A 19132-nucleotide genomic window follows, 5' to 3' on the forward strand; every position below is an offset into this window, starting at 1 on the left:
ACAACGGGCCGGGGTGGGCTCGTAAGCCCTCCCCGGCCCGTGCCGGCACAACTAAGGTGATGCTGCCGGCCTGCTCAGCGGACCTGGTCCACGTCGACGAGGTCGACCCGGATGCCACGGCCGCCGATGGCGCCCACGACGGTACGCAGCGCGCGTGCGGTGCGGCCGTTGCGGCCGATCACCTTGCCGAGGTCGTCCGGGTGGACCCGGACTTCCAGCACGCGGCCGCGACGCAGGGTGCGCGAGGCCACCTGCACGTCGTCGGGGTTGTCGACGATGCCCTTCACGAGGTGCTCGAGAGCCTCCTCGAGCATGATCAGGCCTCGGTCGACTCGGTGGACGCGGCCTCGGCCTCGTCCGCCTTCTTGTCGGCCTTCTTGGCCTTCGGGGTGATGGCCTCACCCTTGGCCTCGTCGCCCTCGAGGGCCTTCGCGAACTCGTCGAACGAGGCGCGCTTGGCCTCCTTCGTCGCCGGGACGAGCAGAGCCTTCTCGGGGGCCGGGAGGCCCTTGTGCTTCTGCCAGTCGCCCGTGAGCTTCAGGATGGCGAGAACCGGCTCGGTCGGCTGGGCGCCGACGGACAGCCAGTACTGCGCACGCTCGGAGTCGACCTCGATACGCGACGGGTTGTACGTCGGGTGGTAGAGGCCGATCTCCTCGATCGCGCGACCGTCACGACGGGTGCGGGAGTCGGCGACGACGATGCGGTAGTGCGGCTGGCGAATCTTGCCGAGGCGCTTGAGCTTGATCTTGACTGCCACTGGAGTGGTGTCTCCTGGTCTTGACGTGGTTGGGCACTTTGAGATGCCACGTGGGGTTGCGGTACTCGGATGCCCGATGGACGCGTCAGCCGGAGGAGAGAGGGGTCCTGTGCGACTGTCGAGTACAGCTAGCCATTGTGCCACACACCGCGAGGTCAGCTCGCGGCGCCCACGGTCTCCGGGATACGGAAGGGCTTGCCACAGCCGCCGCAGACGATCGGGGCCTGGGCGAGCACCGAAGGCACCACGCGTACGTTGCGTCCGCAGTCGCAGACGGCCTTGACGCGGACGCCGCCGCCCGAGGAGCCGTGCCGGGCGGCCGGTCCGCGGAAGGAGCGCTTGGTGTCGGCCGCGGTGGCGACCGTGTGGGCCTTGAGGGCGCGCTGGAGCCGCTCGATGGTGGGGCGGTAGCGCCGCCTCGCCTCGGGGTTGAGCGTGACCAGGGAGAAGCCGCTGCTGGCGTGTGGCTCCTCGGGGTGGTCGAGGCCCATCTCCTCGGCGATCGCGAGGAATCTGCGGTTGTGGTAGCGGCCGGCGCGGGAGGTGTCGCGGACACCCCGGGCGGCGGCGATGCCGTGGACTGCCTCGTGGAGCAGTCGTTCGAAGGAGAGCTCGGCGCCGCAGGCGGACGAGGACTCTCCGATCAGGGACTCGGGCGCGGCAAGATCGGGCAGCTCGGGGTGGTGCCGCTGAATGTCGGCCCACGCCTGTGCCAGCTCTGCGGCGAGAACAGGTGGTGTCGTGCTCACGTCGCGTACAACGAGCCGAAGTGCCCCCGGGTTCCATTCCGGGGCATCCCAAATATTTTGCACGTACCCGTCAGTTGCCGTTGATGTGTCGTGACGAGGGCCAGTGCGCCGATCTGCGGAGAAGTCACGCAGGGGGCGTCAAGCTGGTGCGTAGCGGCGCATACGCCCCGGCGTGCAGCCATGGTGCGCGCGCCCCTTGGGGCACGGTTCCCGGGCGGACCGGGAAGCGTGGCAAAAACATTACCGGGTCGCTTCCCGCCCGGACGAATCGGTGCGGTGCGAGCACTGGACGCGGCACGGGATGCGCAGTTCCCTGGCTACGGGGGGTTGTCGTCCGAGCACGGATTGGGGCACTTTTCCATGACACCTACGCTCGTCCCGCACCACCCCGCGCGTGACTGGGCCGAGATCCAGGAGCGGATGCTCGTCCCGCTCTACGAGGCGGTGTACGACCGCGTCGGCGTGGGCGCCGGGACCCGGGTCCTGGGCCTGCGCTGCGGCTCCGGCCTGGCGCTTCTCATGGCGGCGGCGCGGGGCGCCCGGGTGGCCGGCGTGGACCGGGACCACGCGCGCGTGGAGCTGGCAAGGGAGCGGCTCCCCCAGGACGTGACGGTCACGGAGGATCCCCCCGAGGGGGACACGTACGACGTGATCACGGCCTTCCACACGACGGACGCGCTCCTCCCGGAGCTGGCGGCGCTCACCCGTACGGCCCAGCCGGGCGCCACGGTCGTGCTCGCCGGCTGGGGACCGCCGGAGCGGTGTTCCACGGAGGCGGTGCTGCAGGTCGCGGCCCGGCTCACGGACCGCCGGCCGGGCCTCCGCACGGACCTGGAGGGGCTGGTGTCCGGGGCGGGGCTACGGTCGGCCGGTTCGGGGCGGGTGTCCTGTCCGTTCGGGTACGCGAACGAGGGCAGCGCGGTGCGCGGGCTGCTGTCGACGGGCGCCTTCGACGAGGCCGTGCGGGCGACGGAGCTCTCCCAGGTGGAGAAGGAGATCGAGGAGGCGATCGCCCCGCACGTGCGCGCGGACGGCACGGTGTGGATGCCGAACGTCTTCCGGTACGTCGTCGCCCAGGTGCCGTAGACGCCCCGGCCGCCGGGGCCCCGGTGGCCCGTACGAACGCCCGTGGCCCCCGGAAGCCGTTGGCCGGTGGCCCGTACGCCGGCTCAGTCCTCCCGCGCCGCGCGCGTGATGCCCGCCGCGCGGTAGGCGTCGGCCTCTTCCAGGGTCTCGTTCTCCAGGAGCGCGGCGGCCAGCGCGTCCAGCTGGTCGCGGTGCTCGCGGAGCTGCCGTACGGCGCTCTCGTAGCACTCGTCGACGATGCGGCGCATCTCCGCGTCGACGGTGTCGAGGGTCGAGGGCGCCGCCGAGAGTCCGTACGCCTGCTGGGAGTCGCCGGGAATGGCGGTGAGGCGGCCGACGCGCTCGCTCATGCCCCAGCGTCCCGCCATGCCGCGGGCGATGTTGGTGACCTGTTCCAGGTCGCTCTCGGCGCCGGTGGTGATGACGCCGAAGACGACCTGTTCGGCGGCCATGCCGCCGAGGGCGCCGATGATCCGGCCGCGCAGGTAGTCCTCGGTGTAGGCGTACTTGTCGGAGTCGGGGGTGGAGAGGGTGACGCCCAGGGCGCGGCCGCGGGGCACGATGGTGATCTTGCGGACGGGGTCGGCACCGGGCTGGAGCATGCCGAGGAGGGCGTGACCGCTCTCGTGGTACGCGGTCCGGCGACGCTCCTCCGGGGGCATCACGAGCGGGCGTTCGGCGCCGAGCTGGACCTTCTCCAGGGCATCGGAGAGGTCGGACCGGGTGACGGCCTTCTGGGCGCGCTTGACGGCGAGGAGGGCGGCCTCGTTGGCGAGGTTGGCGAGTTCGGCGCCGGTCATGCCGGGGGTGGTGCGGGCCACGTGTTCCAGGTCGACGTCCTTGGCGAGCGGGATCTCCCGGGTGTGGATCCTGAGGATGGCCTCGCGGCCGCCCCGGTCGGGCGGGTTGACGTGCACGATCCGGTCGAAGCGGCCGGGCCGGGTGAGCGCGGGGTCGAGGACGTCGGCGCGGTTGGTGGCGGCGAGGACGATGACGCCCTCGGAGCCGGTGAAGCCGTCCATCTCGGTGAGGATCTGGTTGAGGGTCTGCTCGCGCTCGTCGTGGCCGCCCATGCCGGAGCCGCCGCCGCGGGCCCGGCCGATGGTGTCGATCTCGTCGATGAAGATGATCGCGGGGGCGACCTTGCGGGCCTCGGCGAACAGTTCGCGGACCCGGGAGGCGCCGACGCCGACGATCATCTCGATGAACTCGGACGCGGACGCGGAGAAGAACGGCACCCCGGCCTCCCCCGCGACCGCGCGGGCGAGGAGGGTCTTTCCGGTGCCGGGCGGGCCGGCGAGGAGTACGCCGCGCGGCATCTTGGCGCCCATCGCGCGGTAGGCCTGCGGGTTCTTGAGGAAGTCGACGACGTCGTTGAGTTCTCCCTCGACCTCGTCGATGCCGGCGACGTCGGCGAAGGTGGTGCGCTTGGCCCCGGCCTCCAGCTCGACGGGTTTGGGCGGGGCCTTGCGGCCCAGCATGCCGCCGGCGCCACCCATCCCGGAGCTCATCCGGCGGGCGATGAAGATCCACAGCACGACGAGCAGCAGCATCGGCGCGAGCGAGATGAGGAGGTTGGCGAGGAAGCTGCGCTCCTGGACGACCGGCTCCGCGGTGACGGTGACGTTCTGCCGGGTCAGCTGCGCCCACAGGTCGTCGTCGGCGAACGCGGGCCGCTGGGTGACGAACTTGCTGTAGTCGCCCTTGTCGCCGTTGGGCAGGGGCTGCTTGTTCTTCAGCTCCCCCTGGATGGCGTCGCCCTTGGAGTAGATCTTGGTGACGTTGCCGGAGCTCACCTGCTTGCTGAACTCGGTGTACGAGATCGTCGGCTCGTCGCCCCGGTTGAAGAACGACAGCACGAGGTTGGCGATCAGGTAGACGATCAGGGCCGTGAGGATGAGGCCGCCCCAGCCGCCGGGCATCTTCTTCTTCGCCGGCGGTGGCGGCGGGGCCCCTTCCGAGCGCCAGGGCTGGTCTGTCCGGTCGCGCGGGGGTACGGGGTTGGCCACGTGGCTCTCCTCGGGGCGGCTGTGGCCCCAGTATCGAAGAGCGGGACGAACGCGGCATCGCGGGCGGTCCGGAGGGATGAAAAGGGGCCCGGGGCGGTTTCGTACCGCCCCGGGCCCCTCATGCCGTCCTCGGGCGCGCGGCCCGGTCGGCTCATCGGCTCATCAGCCCATGAACTTCTTGAACTCGTCCGGCAGCTCGAAGTCCTTCGGGGTCTGCCCCGGCGCCGGCAGGCCGAAGGCCCCGCCCTGCTGCGCCTGGTCGCGGCGCTCGGCGGCGGCCTGCTCCTCGGCCTTCCGCTTCATCGGGTTGCCGCTCTTGCGCTTGCCCTTGGCCTGCTTGACCTGCTTCTTCTGCCGGCCGGGGCCACCGCCCATGCCGGGCATGCCCGGCATGCCGGGGAGGCCGCCGCCCTGGGCCATGCGGGACATCATCTTGCGGGCCTCGAAGAACCGCTCGACGAGGCCCTTGACCGCGCTGACCTCGACGCCGGAACCCTTGGCGATACGGGCGCGGCGCGAGCCGTTGATGATGGTCGGGTCGTGCCGCTCACCCGGGGTCATCGACTTGATGATGGCGGCCGTGCGGTCGACATCCTTCTCGTCGATGTTGGCGATCTGCTCCTTCATCTGGCCCATGCCCGGGAGCATGCCGAGCAGCTTCGAGATGGAGCCCATCTTGCGGACCTGCTCCATCTGCGCCAGGAAGTCGTCGAGCGTGAACTCCTGGCCCTTCTTCGACGCGAGCTTCGAGGCCATCTTGGCGGCCTCTTCCTCGTCGAAGGTCTGCTGCGCCTTCTCGATGAGGGAGAGCATGTCGCCCATGCCGAGGATGCGGGACGCCATGCGGTCCGGGTGGAACGCGTCGAACTCGTCCAGCTTCTCGCCGTTGGAGGCGAACATGATCTGCTTGCCGGTGACGTGCGCGATGGAGAGCGCGGCACCACCGCGGGCGTCGCCGTCGAGCTTGGAGAGCACGACGCCGTCGAAGCCGACGCCGTCGCGGAAGGCCTCGGCGGTGTTGACCGCGTCCTGACCGATCATGGCGTCGACGACGAAGAGGACCTCGTCGGGGCTGACGGCGTCGCGGATGTCCGCGGCCTGCTGCATCAGCTCCTGGTCGATGCCGAGGCGGCCGGCGGTGTCGACGATGACGACGTCGTACATCTTGGTCCGCGCGAACTCGATCGAGTCCTTCGCGACCTGGACCGGGTCACCGACGCCGTTGCCCGGCTGGGGGCCGTAGAAGGCCACGCCCGCGCGCTCGGCGACGACGCCGAGCTGGGTGACGGCGTTGGGGCGCTGGAGGTCGCAGGCGACGAGCAGCGGGGAGTGGCCCTGGCCCTTGAGCCAGAGGCCGAGCTTTCCGGCGAGGGTGGTCTTACCGGCACCCTGGAGACCGGCGAGCATGATCACGGTGGGCGCGGTCTTGGCGAACCGCAGGCGCCGGGTCTCGCCGCCGAGGATGCCGATGAGCTCCTCGTTGACGATCTTGATGACCTGCTGGGCCGGGTTCAGGGCCTGCGAGACCTCGATGCCGAGGGCGCGTTCCTTGACCTGCTTGATGAAGGACCGGACGACCGGCAGGGCGACATCCGCTTCGAGCAGCGCGATACGGATTTCGCGCGCGGTGGCGTCGATGTCCGCCTCGGACAGACGGCCCTTGCCGCGGAGGTTCTTGAAGGTCGCTGCAAGGCGGTCGGAGAGGGTATCGAACACGGCGGTCGCGGATCCTCGGTGTCGGGGGCGGTCGGACTGCCCTCCAGGGTATCGGGCCGCTCGAAGTGTGTGCCCCCGCCCGCCGGATTCCGGCGCACGGGGGATGGGTGGGGAGGGGGCGTCCGGCCGTCCGGCACGGCACGGCCCCCGGATCAACGGCGCGGCCCCCGGATCAGCGGAGCGCCGACTCCAGCGTCCGCGCCAGGTCGATCGCCTCCTCGTCGGGCAGCAGGGAGCCGTCGGGGCGGGTCACGTACAGGGTGTCGACGGCGTTGGCGCCGAGTGTCGACACATGCGCGCTCCGCACCCGTACCGCCGCGCCCTCCAAGGCCCGGCCGATGCGGTGGAGGAGGCCGGGCGCGTCCTGGGCGCGGACCTCGATGACGGTGGCGAGGCGGGAGTCCGCGGCGGCGACGGTGACGCGGGGCGGCGGGGCGGTGAGGCCGCGGCGGCGGGGGTAGGCGGCCTCGCGCTCGGCCAGGCGGGCGGGGATGTCGAGGGAGCCGTCGAGGGCGCGCACGAGATCGGCCCGGAGCCGGGCGGCCTCGGGCAGGGAGCCGTATTCGGCGGCGACCCGCCAGTCGAGGACGAGGACGGGGCCCGAGCCGGCGCCGAGGTCGATCGGGAGGTCGACGGCGCGGAGGTCGGCGGCGCGGACGGTGAGCCGGTGCAGGGCGAGGACGCCGGCGACGGCGGGCAGGACGCCGGGCTGGTCGGGCAGGGCGATGACGAGTTCGACGCCGACCGGTTCGGGTTCCTCGGGTTCCGGGACGACCGGCGCGGTGTGGAGGGCGAGGACGGGTTCGCCGGTGCGCAGGGCCTCGATGGCGAGGCGTTCCTGTTCGGCGCTGGGGGCGGCGGCCTCGGGGTCGGGCGGGGTCTCCCCCGCCAGGACGCCGGCGACCCGTTTGACCAGGTCGGCGACGAGTGAGGCGCGCCAGGCGGACCAGGCGGCGGGTCCGGTGGCGAGGGCGTCGGCCTCGGTGAGGGCGTGCAGGAGCTCCAGGGTGCCGACGGTGCCGACGGCGGTGGCGACGGCGTGGACGGTGGCGGGGTCGTCGAGGTCGCGGCGGGTGGCGGTCTCGACGAGGAGCAGGTGGTGGCGGACGGCGGTGGCGATGGTGGCGACGTCGGTGCGGTCGAAGCCGATACGGGTGGCGAGGTCGCGGGCGATGGTCTCGCCGGCGACGGAGTGGTCGCCGGGCCAGCCCTTGCCGATGTCGTGGAGGAGGGCGGCGACGAGGAGGAGGTCGGGGCGGCCGACGCGGCGGGTGAGCGAGGAGGCGCGGACGGCGGTCTCGACGAGGTGGCGGTCGACGGTCCAGGTGTGGACGGGGTTGCGCTGGGGGCGGCAGCGGACGCGCTCCCAGTCGGGGAGGAGCCGGGTGATGATCCCCTCGGCTTCGAGGGCTTCCCAGACGGGGACGGTGGCCTCGCCGGCGCCGAGCAGGGTGACGAGTTCCTCGCGGGCCTCGGCGGGCCAGGGGACGGGCAGCGGGGTGGCGGTGGCGGCGAGGCGGCGTACGGCGTGCAGGGAGATCGGCAGGGCGGACTGGGCGGCCGCCGCGGCGGCCCGCAGCGGCAGGACGGGGTCGCGTTCGGGCCGGGCGGTGCGGGCGAGGACGACCTCGCCGTCCATCTCGACGACGCCTTCGGCGAGCGGGGTGCGTTCGACGGGCGGTTTCCCGGTGGCGGCCCGACCCGCGCCTGCCCGGCCGGCGCCGCCCCGGCCGCCGAGGAGGGCGCGGAGGCGGGGCCGGGCGGAGCGGGCCTTGAGGACGCGGTTGACCTCGCGCCAGGTGACGTCGGTGGCGTACGAGATGGTGCGGGCGGCCTCGTACACCTCGCGGAGCAGGGTGTCGGCGTCGAGGAGGCCGAGTTCGGCGGCGACGGCGTCCTGTTCCTGGAGGGCGAGCCGGTCGGTGGCGCGGCCGGTGGTGAGGTGGAGGGCGTCGCGGGCGTCGAGGAGGCGACGGCGGGCGCTGTCGAGGCCTTCGCGGGGGGCGTCGGCGAGCCAGGAGGCGGCGACGGCGCGGAGGGCCTGGGCGTCGCGGAGGCCGCCTCTGGCCTCCTTGAGGTCGGGTTCGAGGAGGAACTGCAGCTCGCCCATGCGTTCGGCGCGTTCACGGCAGAGCGCGTCGAGTTCGGGGAGGCGTTTGGGGGCCTGGTTGCGCCAGTCGGCGAGGACGGTGGTGCGCAGGGCGGCGACGAGTCCGTGGTCTCCGGCGACGGGCCGGGCGTCGAGGAGGCCGAGGTGGACCTTGAGGTCGTCGGCGGCGGTGGCGCGGGCCTCGGCGGCGGTGCGGACGGAGTGGTCGAGGGCGAGCCCGAGGTCCCAGACGGGGTACCAGAGGCGGTCGGCGAGGGCGGCGATCGCGGCCTTGTCGGCGCTGCCGTCGTGGAGCAGGAGGAGGTCGAGGTCGCTGCGCGGGGAGAGTTCTGCGCGGCCGTAGCCGCCGACGGCGACGAGGGCGACCCCGCGGGGCGGGGCGGCGGCGGCGAAGAGCGCGGCCAGCCAGTCGTCGGTGAGCCGGGCGAGGGCGGCACGGCGCGGCGGCCCGGACCGCTCCTTCTCGTGGAGGAGGAGCAGCCGGGCCGCCGCGTAACCGCCGGGTCCCGAATCTTCGGTCTCTTCGCTGACTTCGAGGCTCGTCACCCGGCGGCTCCTTCGTTGCTTACGGTGCGTCCGAACCGCTGCTACAGGGCGTCCGGACCGCGTTCGCCGGTGCGGACGCGTACGGCGGTCTCGACCGGCACGCTCCACACCTTGCCGTCTCCGATCTTGCCGGTTCGGGCGGCCTTCACGACGACGTCGATGAGCTGTTCGGCGTCCTCGTCCTCGACGAGGACCTCGATGCGGATCTTGGGAACCAGGTCGACCGTGTACTCGGCGCCCCGGTAGACCTCGGTGTGGCCGCGCTGGCGGCCGTAGCCGCTGGCCTCGGTGACGGTGAGGCCGTGGACGCCGAAGGCCTGGAGGGCTTCCTTGATCTCGTCGAGCCGGTGCGGCTTGACGACCGCGGTGATGAGCTTCATGCGTCCACCTTCGTGTTCTCCGTGACGGCCGGGGCGGGGGCGGCGGTGGAGCGCGAGGACGCGCCGCCGCCGGCTCCGCTGAAGTCGTACGCGGTCTCGGCGTGCTCGACCTGGTCGATGCCGGAGACCTCGTCGTCCTCGCTGACCCTCATGCCCATCGTCTTGTCGATGATGAGCGCGAGGATCGCGGAGGCGATCAGAGAGTAGGCGAGGACGGCGAAGACGCCGACGGCCTGCTTGCCGAGCTGCTCCAGGCCGCCGCCGTAGAAGAGGCCCTTGGCGTCGGACTGGACCCCGCCGGTGGCGAAGAGGCCGACGAGGAGGGAGCCGAGGACACCGCCGACGAGGTGGACGCCGATGACGTCGAGGGAGTCGTCGTAGCCGAACTTGTACTTGAGGCCGACGGCCATGGCGCAGAGGAGACCGGCGATGACGCCGATGGCGATCGCGCCGAGCGGGCTGACGGCGCCGCCGGACGGGGTGATGGCGACCAGGCCGGCGACGGCGCCGGACGCGGCGCCCAGGGTGGTGAAGGAGCCGTGGCGGATCTTCTCGTACGCGAGCCAGGCGAGCATGGCGGCGGCGGTGGCGACCTGGGTGTTGACGAACATCACGGCGCCGACGCCGTCGTCGTTGCCGAGCCACGAGCCGGCGTTGAAGCCGAACCAGCCGAACCAGAGGAGACCGGCGCCGAGCATGACCAGCGGGAGGCTGTGCGGGCGCATCGGGTCCTTCTTGAAGCCGACGCGCTTGCCGATGACGAGGATGACGCCGAGGGCCGCGGCGCCGGCGTTGATGTGGACCGCCGTGCCGCCGGCGAAGTCGATGACGCCCATCTCGAAGAGCCAGCCGCCGGCGCCCCAGACCCAGTGGGCCACGGGGAAGTAGACGACGGTGACCCAGAGGGTGATGAAGAGGGCCCAGGCGGTGAACTTGACGCGGTCGGCGAGGGCGCCGCTGATCAGGGCCGGGGTGAGGATGGCGAACATCAGCTGGAAGACCGCGAAGACGTACACCGGGATGGTGTAGCCGTCCCACAGCTCGGTGACGCCGATGCCGCTGAGACCGACGTACTCGGAGGACCAGCCGACGATCGAGCCGATGTCGGTGCCGAAGGCGAGGCTGAAGCCGAAGAGCACCCAGAGGATCGTGACGATCCCGAGGCTGATGAAGCTCATCATCAGCATGTTGAGGGTGGACTTGACGCGGACCATGCCTCCGTAGAAGAAGGCGAGTGCCGGGGTCATCAGCATGACCAGGGCGGAGCAGATGAGCATGAACCCGGTGTTGGCGGCGGACAGCTCGGGGGCGTCTGCTGCCAGGGTCGTGATGGCTGGTGCCATCGGCGTCTCCTCGTCGTCGAATGCGGCCTGTGCGGGGGCGGGGCCGAAAGGGCGGCTGCGGCCGTGAGGGGTGGCCGGTTATGGGCCAGAGATTCGCGCAGGGCGGTTTCCGCCGATGCCGCTCGATGTTTCGGAGCGGTGACGAAGGGGTGGGGCGTGTTACGCGGCCGTGAACGGCCGTGTCACGGCGAGGTGACGCCCGTACCCTCCGCACAGGAGAATCGGGCTGGGCCCGGGGGCCGTGGCACGTACAGAACCGGCCGCGCCTGACGTCCGTGTGACCTTGCGGCGGGGGAGCCGAGTCGGGCAGTACGGGACGTCCGGCGCGGCCGGAGTACGGGCGGCGGCGGGGCGCCGGGTGGGTCAGACCGCTTCGGCGGCCTCGGGGAGCAGCTGGGTGAGCCGGTCGGTGAGGTGGACGACCTCGGCGACGTCGCTGTAGTTGCGGGCGGCGTGGTCGACGGTCTTGCGGAGCCGGGTGTTGACCCGCTCGGAGCGGATGCTGCGGGCGACTCCGAGGGCCTTCTCCGCGAGGACGACGGACTGCTCGGGCTCGCGCTTGAGGAGGTGGACGGTGGCCATGCCGATGAGGTTCAGCGCGTACGACCGCTGGTGGTCGGGGTCCTTCTCGAAGAGCTCGACGGCCCGCTCCATGACGGGTTCGGCGAGCGAGGCGTACGTCGGGGAGCGTCCGGCGACGTAGGCGAGGTCGCGGTAGGAGTGGGAGTTCTCGCCGTTGAGTTCGGCCTCGGAGAAGAAGCCGATCCAGTCGGGCTCGGGCTCGCCGTCGAGACCGACGTCGGCGAAGGTGTCCTCGGCCATCCGGACGGCCCGCTTGCACTTGGAGGGCTGCCCCATGTTGGCGTAGGCGCGGGCCTCCATCGCATACAGCATGGCCTGGGTGCGCGGGGTGGCGCAGTCCCGACTGCCGTACTGGGCGAGATGGATGAGTTCGAGGGCGTCGTCGGGCCGGCCGAGGTGGATCATCTGGCGGCTCATCGAGGACAGGATGTACGAGCCGAGGGGCTTGTCGCCGGCTTCCTTGGCGGCGTGCAGGGCGAGCACGAAGTACTTCTGGGCGGTGGGCTGGAGGCCCACGTCATAGCTCATCCACCCGGCGAGTTCGGCGAGTTCGGCGGCGCAGGTGAAGAGGCGCTTGGCGGTGGCGGTCGGCTGGGGCTCCTGGAGGAGGTCGGTGACCTCGTGGAGCTGGCCGACGACGGCCTTGCGGCGCAGTCCGCCGCCGCACTGGGCGTCCCATTTGCGGAACATGGCGGTGGTGGATTCGAGGAGGTCGAGTTCGATCTCGGAGAGCCGGTTGGGGCGGCGGGCGTCGGCGAGCGGGTCGGGGCGCTCGAGGTCGCCCGCGGGGGTGGGGACGAGCCAGCGCTGCATCGGTTCGATGAGGGCGGGTCCCGCGGCGAGCGACAGGGAGGAGCCGAGGAAGCCGCGGCGGGCGAGCATGAGGTCGCTGCGGGAGAACTCGCCGAGCAGGGCGACCGTCTGCGGTCCGGCCCAGGGCAGGTCGACGCCGGAGACGGAGGGCGACTGGTGGGCGGTGCGCAGGCCGAGGTCCTCGATGGCGACGACGGAGCCGAAGCGCTCGGAGAACAGCTCGGAGAGGATCCGCGGAATGGGCTCGCGCGGCTGCTCGCCGTCGAGCCAGCGGCGGACGCGCGAGGTGTCGGTGGAGATGTGGTGCGCGCCCATCTGGCGCGCACGGCGGTTCACCTGGCGCGCGAGTTCGCCCTTCGACCAGCCGCTGCGCACGAACCACGAACCCAGCTGCTCGTTCGGGCGCTTGCCGGCAGTCGTATCGTCTGCGCCGTTGCCGCCCACTGGAACGCCCCCATCCACCTGATTGCCTGTCATGTGAACCCCTACCAGAATGCCGCGTCTCGCGACACCCGTCCGGAGTTCGTACTCCTTCGAACTGGAAACCGGGTTGCCTCCGGCATACCCGCGTGCGCAAGCGCCCCCGGGGGGTTCGAGTACCGAAAGTAATCCTACGATCACCCCTCCACGAGGGCGATTCAAGAAACGCCACCATTCGCCACCCCTTCGAATGAACTCGCCGCCCGTGGAACGCGATTCACTTGACATGCGACGAACCGGAGTCGGCGGACGGATGCACGGAAAGGCGCGCGCACCGGCCCGCACCACCCCGCACACGACCGCGCGCCACCTTCGGCGACGGACCGTGACGAAGGGTGACGACGATCCTCCGAGTCGTAACCACCGGCGCGCTCGACCCGTTGGAGGGGACATGGGTTTCACGATCGGCGGCATTCGTGAGATGCGGTCCGGCGCACGCCGCCGCGTTCGCACCACGGAGTGCACTGCGGTGGCCGAGTACACAGGGCTGTGGGGCTGGGACGTGGTGCCCGGAGCGCGGGCCGTCTCCGGCCAGTGCTCCTGCGGGGACCGGGCGTGTACGGCCCCCGGCGCGCACCCCCTCTCCTTCGCGGAACCGGTCCCGGCGGGCGCCGGCCTCGACGACGCGACCAAGGCGTGGTCGGAGTACCCCGGCGCGGCGTTGCTGCTCCCGGTGGGCCGCGCGTTCGACGTGATCGAGGTCGCCGAGGCCGCGGGCCGCCGGGCGCTCGTACGGCTCGAGCGCATGGGGCTGCCGCTGGGCCCCGTGTGCGCGACACCGACCGGCCGCGCGCGGTTCTTCGTGGCGCCCGGAGCGGCGGCGGAGCTTCCGCAGCTGCTCTACCGGATGGGCTGGGACGACGCCGATCTGGATCTGCACTGCCTGGGACCCGGCACCCATGTCACGGCTCCCCCGTCGGACCTGGGCGGGCTCGGTCCGGTGCGCTGGCTGCGGCCCCCGACGCTGGACACGGCGGGCGCGCCGCCGCAGGCGCGGCTGCTGCTCGGCACCCTCGCGTACATCTGCCACCGCACCCACTTCTGAGACCCCCGGACGTACACGGAAGGGCCCTCGCCATCCGGTGGCGAGGGCCCTTCCGTGTGTCGCGGTGTCGCGTGTCGCGGTGTCGCGGTGTGCGGTGTCGCGGTGTGCGGTGTCGCGGTGTGCGGTGTCGCGCCCGGAGTCAGTCGCCGATCAGGGCGTCGACGAAGGCGCCCGGCTCGAAGGGCGCCAGGTCGTCCGGGCCCTCGCCGAGGCCGACCAGCTTGACCGGGACGCCCAGCTCGCGCTGGACGGCCACGACGATGCCGCCCTTGGCGGTGCCGTCGAGCTTGGTGAGCACGATGCCGGTGATGTCGACGACCTCGGCGAAGACACGGGCCTGGATCAGGCCGTTCTGGCCGGTGGTGGCGTCGAGGACGAGCAGGATCTCGTCGAGCGGGCCGTGCTTCTCGACGACGCGCTTGACCTTGCCGAGCTCGTCCATCAGGCCGGTCTTGGTGTGGAGCCGGCCGGCGGTGTCGATGAGGACGACGTCGGCGCCCTCCGCGATGCCCTCCTTGACCGCGTCGAAGGCGATCGACGCCGGGTCGCCGCCCTCCGGGCCGCGGATGGTCCGGGCGCCGACGCGCTCGCCCCAGGTCTGGAGCTGGTCGGCGGCGGCGGCACGGAAGGTGTCGGCCGCGCCGAGGACGACGGACTTGCCGTCGGCGACGAGGACACGGGCCAGCTTGCCGGTGGTCGTGGTCTTGCCGGTGCCGTTGACACCGACGACCATGACGACGCCGGGCACGTCCGAGGGGCTCTCGGTGTGCACCGTGCGGTCGAGGTCGGGGCCGAGCAGGGTGACGAGCTCCTCGCGGAGCAGCGCGCGCAGCTCCTCCGGGGTGCGGGTGCCGAGCACCCGGACCCGCTCGCGCAGCCGCTCGACGAGCTCCTGGGTGGGAGCGACGCCGACATCGGCCGTGAGAAGGGTCTCCTCGATCTCCTCCCAGGTGTCCTCGTCGAGGTGCTCGCGGGACAGCAGCGTGAGCAGCCCCTTGCCGAGCGAGTTCTGCGAGCGGGCGAGCCGGGCCCGGAGCCGTACGAGACGGCCGGCGGTGGGCTCCGGGATCTCGATCTCCGGGGCCTCGGGCTCGGCGACGACGGGGTCCTCGACGGCGGCCGGCGTCTCGACGGCCTGCTCGGCGGGGAGGGGGACCTCCTCGACCGTGCGGCGTGGTTCCTCCCGCGGTGTCTCCGCCTCCTCGCCGACATGCGGCTCGGCGGGCGGAGCGGTGATGGTCGGCGTGGTGGACGGCGGCTCGGCCGGCGGCAGCTGCTTCTTCTTGCGACCGCTGATCACGAGCCCGCTCGTCACGGCGACCGCGACGACCAGAGCGATGACTACAGCAAGGATGAGTTCCATAACGCCACCAGTATCGGCCACGAAGCGGCCGGAGCAGGAGCACGTACGCTGGGTGGGTTCCCCCCACATCTGTACGGAGTACCCCCATGCCCCACGACGCCTCCGAAGCCGCAGGCGCGACGCACGACGGCGCGATGGAGACCCGCGGTCTCGAGCCCGTCCCCGACGCCGAGCGGACCGGCCGGGTCCGCGAGCTCTTCCCGACCTGGGTCGCGGCCAACATCAGTGTGCTGCTGCTCACGATGGGCGCCGGCCTGATCGTCTTCAACGGCCTGAACTTCTGGCAGGTCCTGACTGTGGCGGTCGCCGCGCCGGTCCTCTCGTACGGGATCGTCGGCCTGATCTCGATCGCGGGCAAGCGGGGTGGCGCACCCGGGATGGCGCTGTCGCGCGCGGTGTTCGGTCAGCGCGGAAACCTTTTTCCCGGCGCGCTGATCTGGGTGGCACGGTGGGGCTGGGAGACCATCAACGCGGTCACCGGCGCCTACGCGGTGCTGACCGTCCTCGACCTGCTCTTCGGAGTGAAGTCGAACACGTTCCTCATCGTGGTGACGCTGCTCCTCTTCGTCACCTGCACCTTCCTCGTCTCGGGGCTCGGGATCAACGCGCTGCGGGTGTGCAGCAAGTGGTCCACGTATCTCTTCGGCGCCTTCTCGGTGCTCGTCCTGGTCTACCTGGTGGCGAACACCGACTGGTCGGCGGTCTTCGACAAGCCGGCCGGTTCGACGGCGATGATGATCGCGGGCATCGGCACGATCGCGGCCGGTGGCATCAGCTGGGTCCCCTCGGGTCCCGACTTCACCCGCTACCTGCCCCGTACGGCCTCGTCGCGGGCGATGGTCGGCTCGACGGTCGGCGGCGCCGGGATCGTCGTGCTGCCGATGGTCCTGATGGGCGCGGTCATGGCGGTGTCGACGCCGGACCTGGCCTCGGCGCAGGACCCGGTCTCCTTCATCGGTGAGCTGCTGCCGATGTGGATCTCGGTGCCGTACCTGGTGATCGCCCTGATCGGGATGCTGCTGATCAACTCGATGTCGATGTACTCGGCCGGGTTCACCGCGCAGACCCTGGGCATCAAGGTCTCGCGTGCGGCGGCGGTCAGCGTCAACGCGGTGATCAGCCTCGTCTTCGGCTTCCTGCTCATGGTGGTGGCGACCAGCTTCATCGGCTCGTTCATCTCCTTCCTGACCCTGCTCGCGGTGGCGTTCTCGGCCTGGATCGGCGTCTTCGGCGTGGACATGCTGCGGCGCCGGTCGTACGACGCGGTGGCGCTCATGGACACCACGCGGACCAGCGCGTACTGGTACCGGGGCGGTTTCGCCTGGCAGGCGATGGCCGCCTGGGCGGTCGCGCTGCTCGTGGGTCTCCTCTTCACGAAGGTCGACTGGTTCTCCGGTCCGCTCGCCTCCTCCTGGATCGGCGAGAACGGCCTGGGCTGGGCGGCGACGATCGTGGTGGCGGGCGCGCTGTACGCCGTACTGCCGCGTACGCCCGAGAGGGCTTCCGCCGAGCCGATCGAGGCCCGCGCGACCGTTTCCATCTGACGCAACGTCAGATAACGTCCCCCTTCGCCGGTATCCCACCCGCGGAGGGGGACTTCCCATGCCGTTCAGCGTCGTACGGTTCAACCTCGTCGATCCCCGCGCGACCCCCGAGTCCCTCTCCGCCCGCTACCGGGCCGCCGTCGAGATGGCCGCGTACGCCGACGCGCACGGGGTCGACACCGTGCAGACCGAGGAGCACCACGGGGTCGCGAACAACTGGCTGCCCTCCCCCTTCGCCTTCGCCGGAGCGGTCTTCGGAGCGACGAAGAGGATCGCGGTGACCGTCTCTGCGATCATCGGGCCGCTGCACGACCCGCTGCGGCTCGCCGAGGACATCGCGGTCCTCGACCTGCTGAGCGGCGGACGCCTGGTGACGGTGGCGGGGATCGGCTACCGCCCGGAGGAGTACGAGGAGCGCGGCGTCGACTGGGGGCGGCGCGGGAAGCTCCAGGACCTGCTCCTGGAGACCCTGCTGACGGCCTGGAGCGGGGAGCCGTTCACGTATCGGGGCCGTACGGTACGGGTCACCCCGCGGCCCTTCACCCAGCCGCATCCGATGCTGCTGGTCGGGGGGTCGTCGCGGGCGGCGGCGCGGCGGGCGGCCCGGCTCGGGCTGCCGTTCTTCCCGAGCGCGCACCTGCCGGAGCTGGAGGCGTACTACCGGGAGCGGTGCGCGGAGTACGGCACGGAGGGCTGGACGATGATGCCGGCCGAGGTGACGCCGCTGCTGCACCTGTCGGAGGACCCGGACCGGACCTGGGCGGAGTACGGGGAGCACTTCCTGCACGAGGCGCGGACGTACGCCTCCTGGCAGTCGAAGGACATCCGCTCGGCGGTGCGGTCGACGGCGACGACGGTGGCGGAGCTGCGCGCGGAGGGGGTCTACCGGGTCGTCACTCCGGAGGAGTGCCTGGCGCTCGGCCTGGAGAGCCTCGTGCTGCATCCGCTGTGCGGCGGGATGCCGGTGGAGGAGGGGTGGCGGAGCGTGCGGCTGTTCTGCGACGGCGTACTGCCCAGGCTCGCGGCCTGAGGGCGGAGGACCACGGCGTACTTACCCCGGCTCACGGCGCCGGGGCGGAGGACCACGGCGTACTGCCCCGGTCCGGGGCGTGAGGCCTCGGGCCGGGGCAGTTCCGTGGGTGAGGAGAGGGGCAGCGGGGGTTAGCCCATCTCCTCCAACGCCTTGCCCTTGGTCTCCTTGACGTACCTGAGCACGAAGGGGATCGAGAGCACGGCGAAGACCGTGTAGATGACGTACGTGCCGGAGAGGTTCCAGTCCGCGAGGGACGGGAAGCTGGCCGTGATGGCCCAGTTGGCGATCCACTGGGCGGAGGCGGCGACACCGAGGGCGGCGGCGCGGATCCGGTTGGGGAACATCTCGCCGAGGAAGACCCAGACCACCACGCCCCACGAGAGGGCGAAGAAGAGCACGAAGACATGGGCGGCGACGAGCGCCACGACGCCCTGGGTCTCGGGCAGTTTGCCGTCGACGAGGTCGGCGGAGAAGGCCCAGGCCTCGAAGGCGAGGGCGATCGCCATGCCGACGGAGCCGACGAGGGCGAGCGGCTTGCGGCCGACGCGGTCGACCAGGACCATCGCGATCACCGTGCCGATGATGTTGATGATCGACGTGGTGAACGAGTAGAAGAACGAGCTCGACGGGTCGATGCCGACGGACTGCCAGAGCGTCGAGGAGTAGTAGAACGCGACGTTGATGCCGACGAGCTGCTGGAAGACCGAGAGTCCGATGCCGACCCAGACGATGGGCAGCAGCCGGAAGCGCGAGCCGACGGCGAGCAGGTCCTTGAAGGTGGACTTGTGCTCGCTGCGCATGGCCGCGTCGATCTCGGCGACGCGGTGGTCGAGGTCGACGCCGTGACCCTCGACCTCGGAGAGGACCTCCTTGGCCCGGTCGATCTTCCCGACGGAGATGAGGAAGCGGGGCGACTCGGGGATGGCGAAGGAGAGCATGCCGTAGAGGACGGCGGGGACGACCATCACGCCGAGCATCCACTGCCAGGCTTCCAGGCCGCCGATCTCGCCGCGCTGGTCGCCGTCGGCGAGCTGGAGGATGCCGTAGTTGACCAGCTGGGAGATGGCGATGCCGATGACGATCGCGGCCTGCTGGAAGGAGCCGAGGCGGCCGCGGTAGGCGGCGGGGGCGACCTCGGCGATGTACGCGGGGCCGATGACGGAGGCCATGCCGATGGCGAAGCCGCCGATGACCCGCCAGAGCGCCAGGTCCCAGAGGGCGAAGGGCAGCGCGGAGCCGACGGCGCTGACGGCGAAGAGCACCGCGGAGATCTGCATGCAGCGGATGCGGCCGATGCGGTCGGCGATCCGGCCGGCGGTGGCGGCGCCGATGGCGCAGCCGATCAGGGCGATGGCGATGACCTGGGCGAGGGTGCCGGAGCCGATGTCGTAGCGGTCGCGGATCGCCTCGACGGCGCCGTTGATGACGGAGCTGTCGTATCCGAAGAGGAAACCGCCCATCGCGGCGGAGGCCGTGATGAAGATGACGTGGCCGAGGTGGTCCGGGTGGGCGGCTCGGCCTTCGGAAGGCGGCGGCGTGGGCGCCTGCGCGGTGTTGGTCACATGGACTCCTC

General features: G+C 71.6%; 15 protein-coding genes. 4 read left to right on the plus strand and 11 right to left on the minus strand.

Translation table 11 applies throughout. The features are described 5' to 3' along the window. Positions 1-74: 74 nt before the first annotated feature. The 3 genes from N5875_RS11065 to N5875_RS11075 all read right to left on the minus strand — a co-directional run bounded on the left by N5875_RS11065 (position 75) and on the right by N5875_RS11075 (position 1509). Positions 75-314, minus strand: a complete 240-nt coding sequence (locus N5875_RS11065) for an RNA-binding protein (RefSeq protein WP_003980229.1) — start codon at positions 312-314, stop codon at positions 75-77. A gap of 2 nt (positions 315-316) precedes the next feature. After that, positions 317-760 carry a 30S ribosomal protein S16 gene (gene rpsP, locus N5875_RS11070; protein WP_266969669.1) on the minus strand — a complete coding sequence of 148 codons (444 nt, stop codon included), beginning with the start codon at positions 758-760 and terminating at the stop codon, positions 317-319. 155 nt (positions 761-915) lie between these two features. Next, positions 916-1509, minus strand: a complete 594-nt coding sequence (locus N5875_RS11075) for a hypothetical protein (protein ID WP_024755886.1) — start codon at positions 1507-1509, stop codon at positions 916-918. Between the two features lie 360 nt (positions 1510-1869). On the opposite strand from N5875_RS11075, the gene N5875_RS11080 reads away from it, so the two are divergent. Then, positions 1870-2595, plus strand: coding sequence for a methyltransferase domain-containing protein (locus tag N5875_RS11080; RefSeq protein WP_338493402.1), 726 nt, complete (start codon positions 1870-1872; stop codon positions 2593-2595). An 83-nt stretch (positions 2596-2678) separates the two neighbouring features. Here N5875_RS11080 and ftsH read toward each other — a convergent pair whose 3' ends face one another. The 6 genes from ftsH to N5875_RS11110 form a co-directional block, all read right to left on the minus strand. Beyond that, positions 2679-4604 (minus strand): ATP-dependent zinc metalloprotease FtsH, encoded by a 1926-nt coding sequence (gene ftsH, locus N5875_RS11085; RefSeq protein ID WP_318207677.1) that lies wholly within the window; start codon positions 4602-4604, stop codon positions 2679-2681. Between the two features lie 162 nt (positions 4605-4766). Beyond that, on the minus strand, positions 4767-6320 hold the full coding sequence (gene ffh / locus N5875_RS11090; protein ID WP_318207678.1) for a signal recognition particle protein: 1554 nt from the start codon (positions 6318-6320) through the stop codon (positions 4767-4769). 172 nt (positions 6321-6492) lie between these two features. Next, complete coding sequence (locus N5875_RS11095; RefSeq protein ID WP_338493404.1) at positions 6493-8976, minus strand: [protein-PII] uridylyltransferase; 2484 nt, start codon at positions 8974-8976, stop codon at positions 6493-6495. Positions 8977-9017: 41 nt separating this feature from the next. After that, positions 9018-9356, minus strand: coding sequence for a P-II family nitrogen regulator (locus N5875_RS11100; RefSeq protein ID WP_015036464.1), 339 nt, complete (start codon positions 9354-9356; stop codon positions 9018-9020). After that, the gene (locus N5875_RS11105; protein ID WP_318207680.1) at positions 9353-10699 is read right to left on the minus strand and encodes an ammonium transporter; all 1347 of its coding nucleotides are present in this window, start codon (positions 10697-10699) and stop codon (positions 9353-9355) included. Before N5875_RS11105 ends, N5875_RS11100 begins: the two co-directional genes overlap by 4 nt. Before the next feature lie 363 nt (positions 10700-11062). After that, entirely contained in the window at positions 11063-12538 is a 1476-nt protein-coding gene (locus N5875_RS11110) for a hypothetical protein (protein ID WP_318207954.1), read from the minus strand. A 427-nt stretch (positions 12539-12965) separates the two neighbouring features. On the opposite strand from N5875_RS11110, the gene N5875_RS11115 reads away from it, so the two are divergent. Beyond that, complete coding sequence (locus tag N5875_RS11115; RefSeq protein WP_318207681.1) at positions 12966-13619, plus strand: bifunctional DNA primase/polymerase; 654 nt, start codon at positions 12966-12968, stop codon at positions 13617-13619. 139 nt (positions 13620-13758) lie between these two features. Here N5875_RS11115 and ftsY read toward each other — a convergent pair whose 3' ends face one another. Continuing rightward, positions 13759-14982, minus strand: coding sequence for a signal recognition particle-docking protein FtsY (gene ftsY, locus N5875_RS11120; RefSeq protein WP_318207682.1), 1224 nt, complete (start codon positions 14980-14982; stop codon positions 13759-13761). 86 nt (positions 14983-15068) lie between these two features. Here ftsY and N5875_RS11125 point away from each other — a divergent pair, with 86 nt between their 5' ends. Further along, positions 15069-16526 carry a cytosine permease gene (locus N5875_RS11125; RefSeq protein WP_318207683.1) on the plus strand — a complete coding sequence of 486 codons (1458 nt, stop codon included), beginning with the start codon at positions 15069-15071 and terminating at the stop codon, positions 16524-16526. A 58-nt stretch (positions 16527-16584) separates the two neighbouring features. Continuing rightward, entirely contained in the window at positions 16585-17556 is a 972-nt protein-coding gene (locus N5875_RS11130) for an LLM class flavin-dependent oxidoreductase (RefSeq protein ID WP_318207684.1), read from the plus strand. Between the two features lie 131 nt (positions 17557-17687). Here N5875_RS11130 and N5875_RS11135 read toward each other — a convergent pair whose 3' ends face one another. Beyond that, positions 17688-19121, minus strand: a complete 1434-nt coding sequence (locus N5875_RS11135) for a sugar porter family MFS transporter (RefSeq protein WP_318207685.1) — start codon at positions 19119-19121, stop codon at positions 17688-17690. Positions 19122-19132: the final 11 nt, after the last annotated feature.

This window comes from Streptomyces sp. SJL17-4, assembly GCF_036826855.1.
In the GTDB taxonomy this organism is placed as follows: domain Bacteria; phylum Actinomycetota; class Actinomycetes; order Streptomycetales; family Streptomycetaceae; genus Streptomyces.

Excerpts from the sequence above, each read along its gene's own strand:
- N5875_RS11065 (WP_003980229.1), bottom strand. The coding sequence starts at position 314 with ATGCTCGAGGAGGCTCTCGAGCACCTCGTGAAGGGCATCGTCGACAAC.
- N5875_RS11080 (WP_338493402.1), top strand. The coding sequence starts at position 1,870 with ATGACACCTACGCTCGTCCCGCACCACCCCGCGCGTGACTGGGCCGAG.
- N5875_RS11100 (WP_015036464.1), bottom strand. The coding sequence starts at position 9,356 with ATGAAGCTCATCACCGCGGTCGTCAAGCCGCACCGGCTCGACGAGATC.
- N5875_RS11105 (WP_318207680.1), bottom strand. The coding sequence starts at position 10,699 with ATGGCACCAGCCATCACGACCCTGGCAGCAGACGCCCCCGAGCTGTCC.
- N5875_RS11115 (WP_318207681.1), top strand. The coding sequence starts at position 12,966 with ATGGGTTTCACGATCGGCGGCATTCGTGAGATGCGGTCCGGCGCACGC.
- ftsY (WP_318207682.1), bottom strand. The coding sequence starts at position 14,982 with ATGGAACTCATCCTTGCTGTAGTCATCGCTCTGGTCGTCGCGGTCGCC.
- N5875_RS11125 (WP_318207683.1), top strand. The coding sequence starts at position 15,069 with ATGCCCCACGACGCCTCCGAAGCCGCAGGCGCGACGCACGACGGCGCG.
- N5875_RS11130 (WP_318207684.1), top strand. The coding sequence starts at position 16,585 with ATGCCGTTCAGCGTCGTACGGTTCAACCTCGTCGATCCCCGCGCGACC.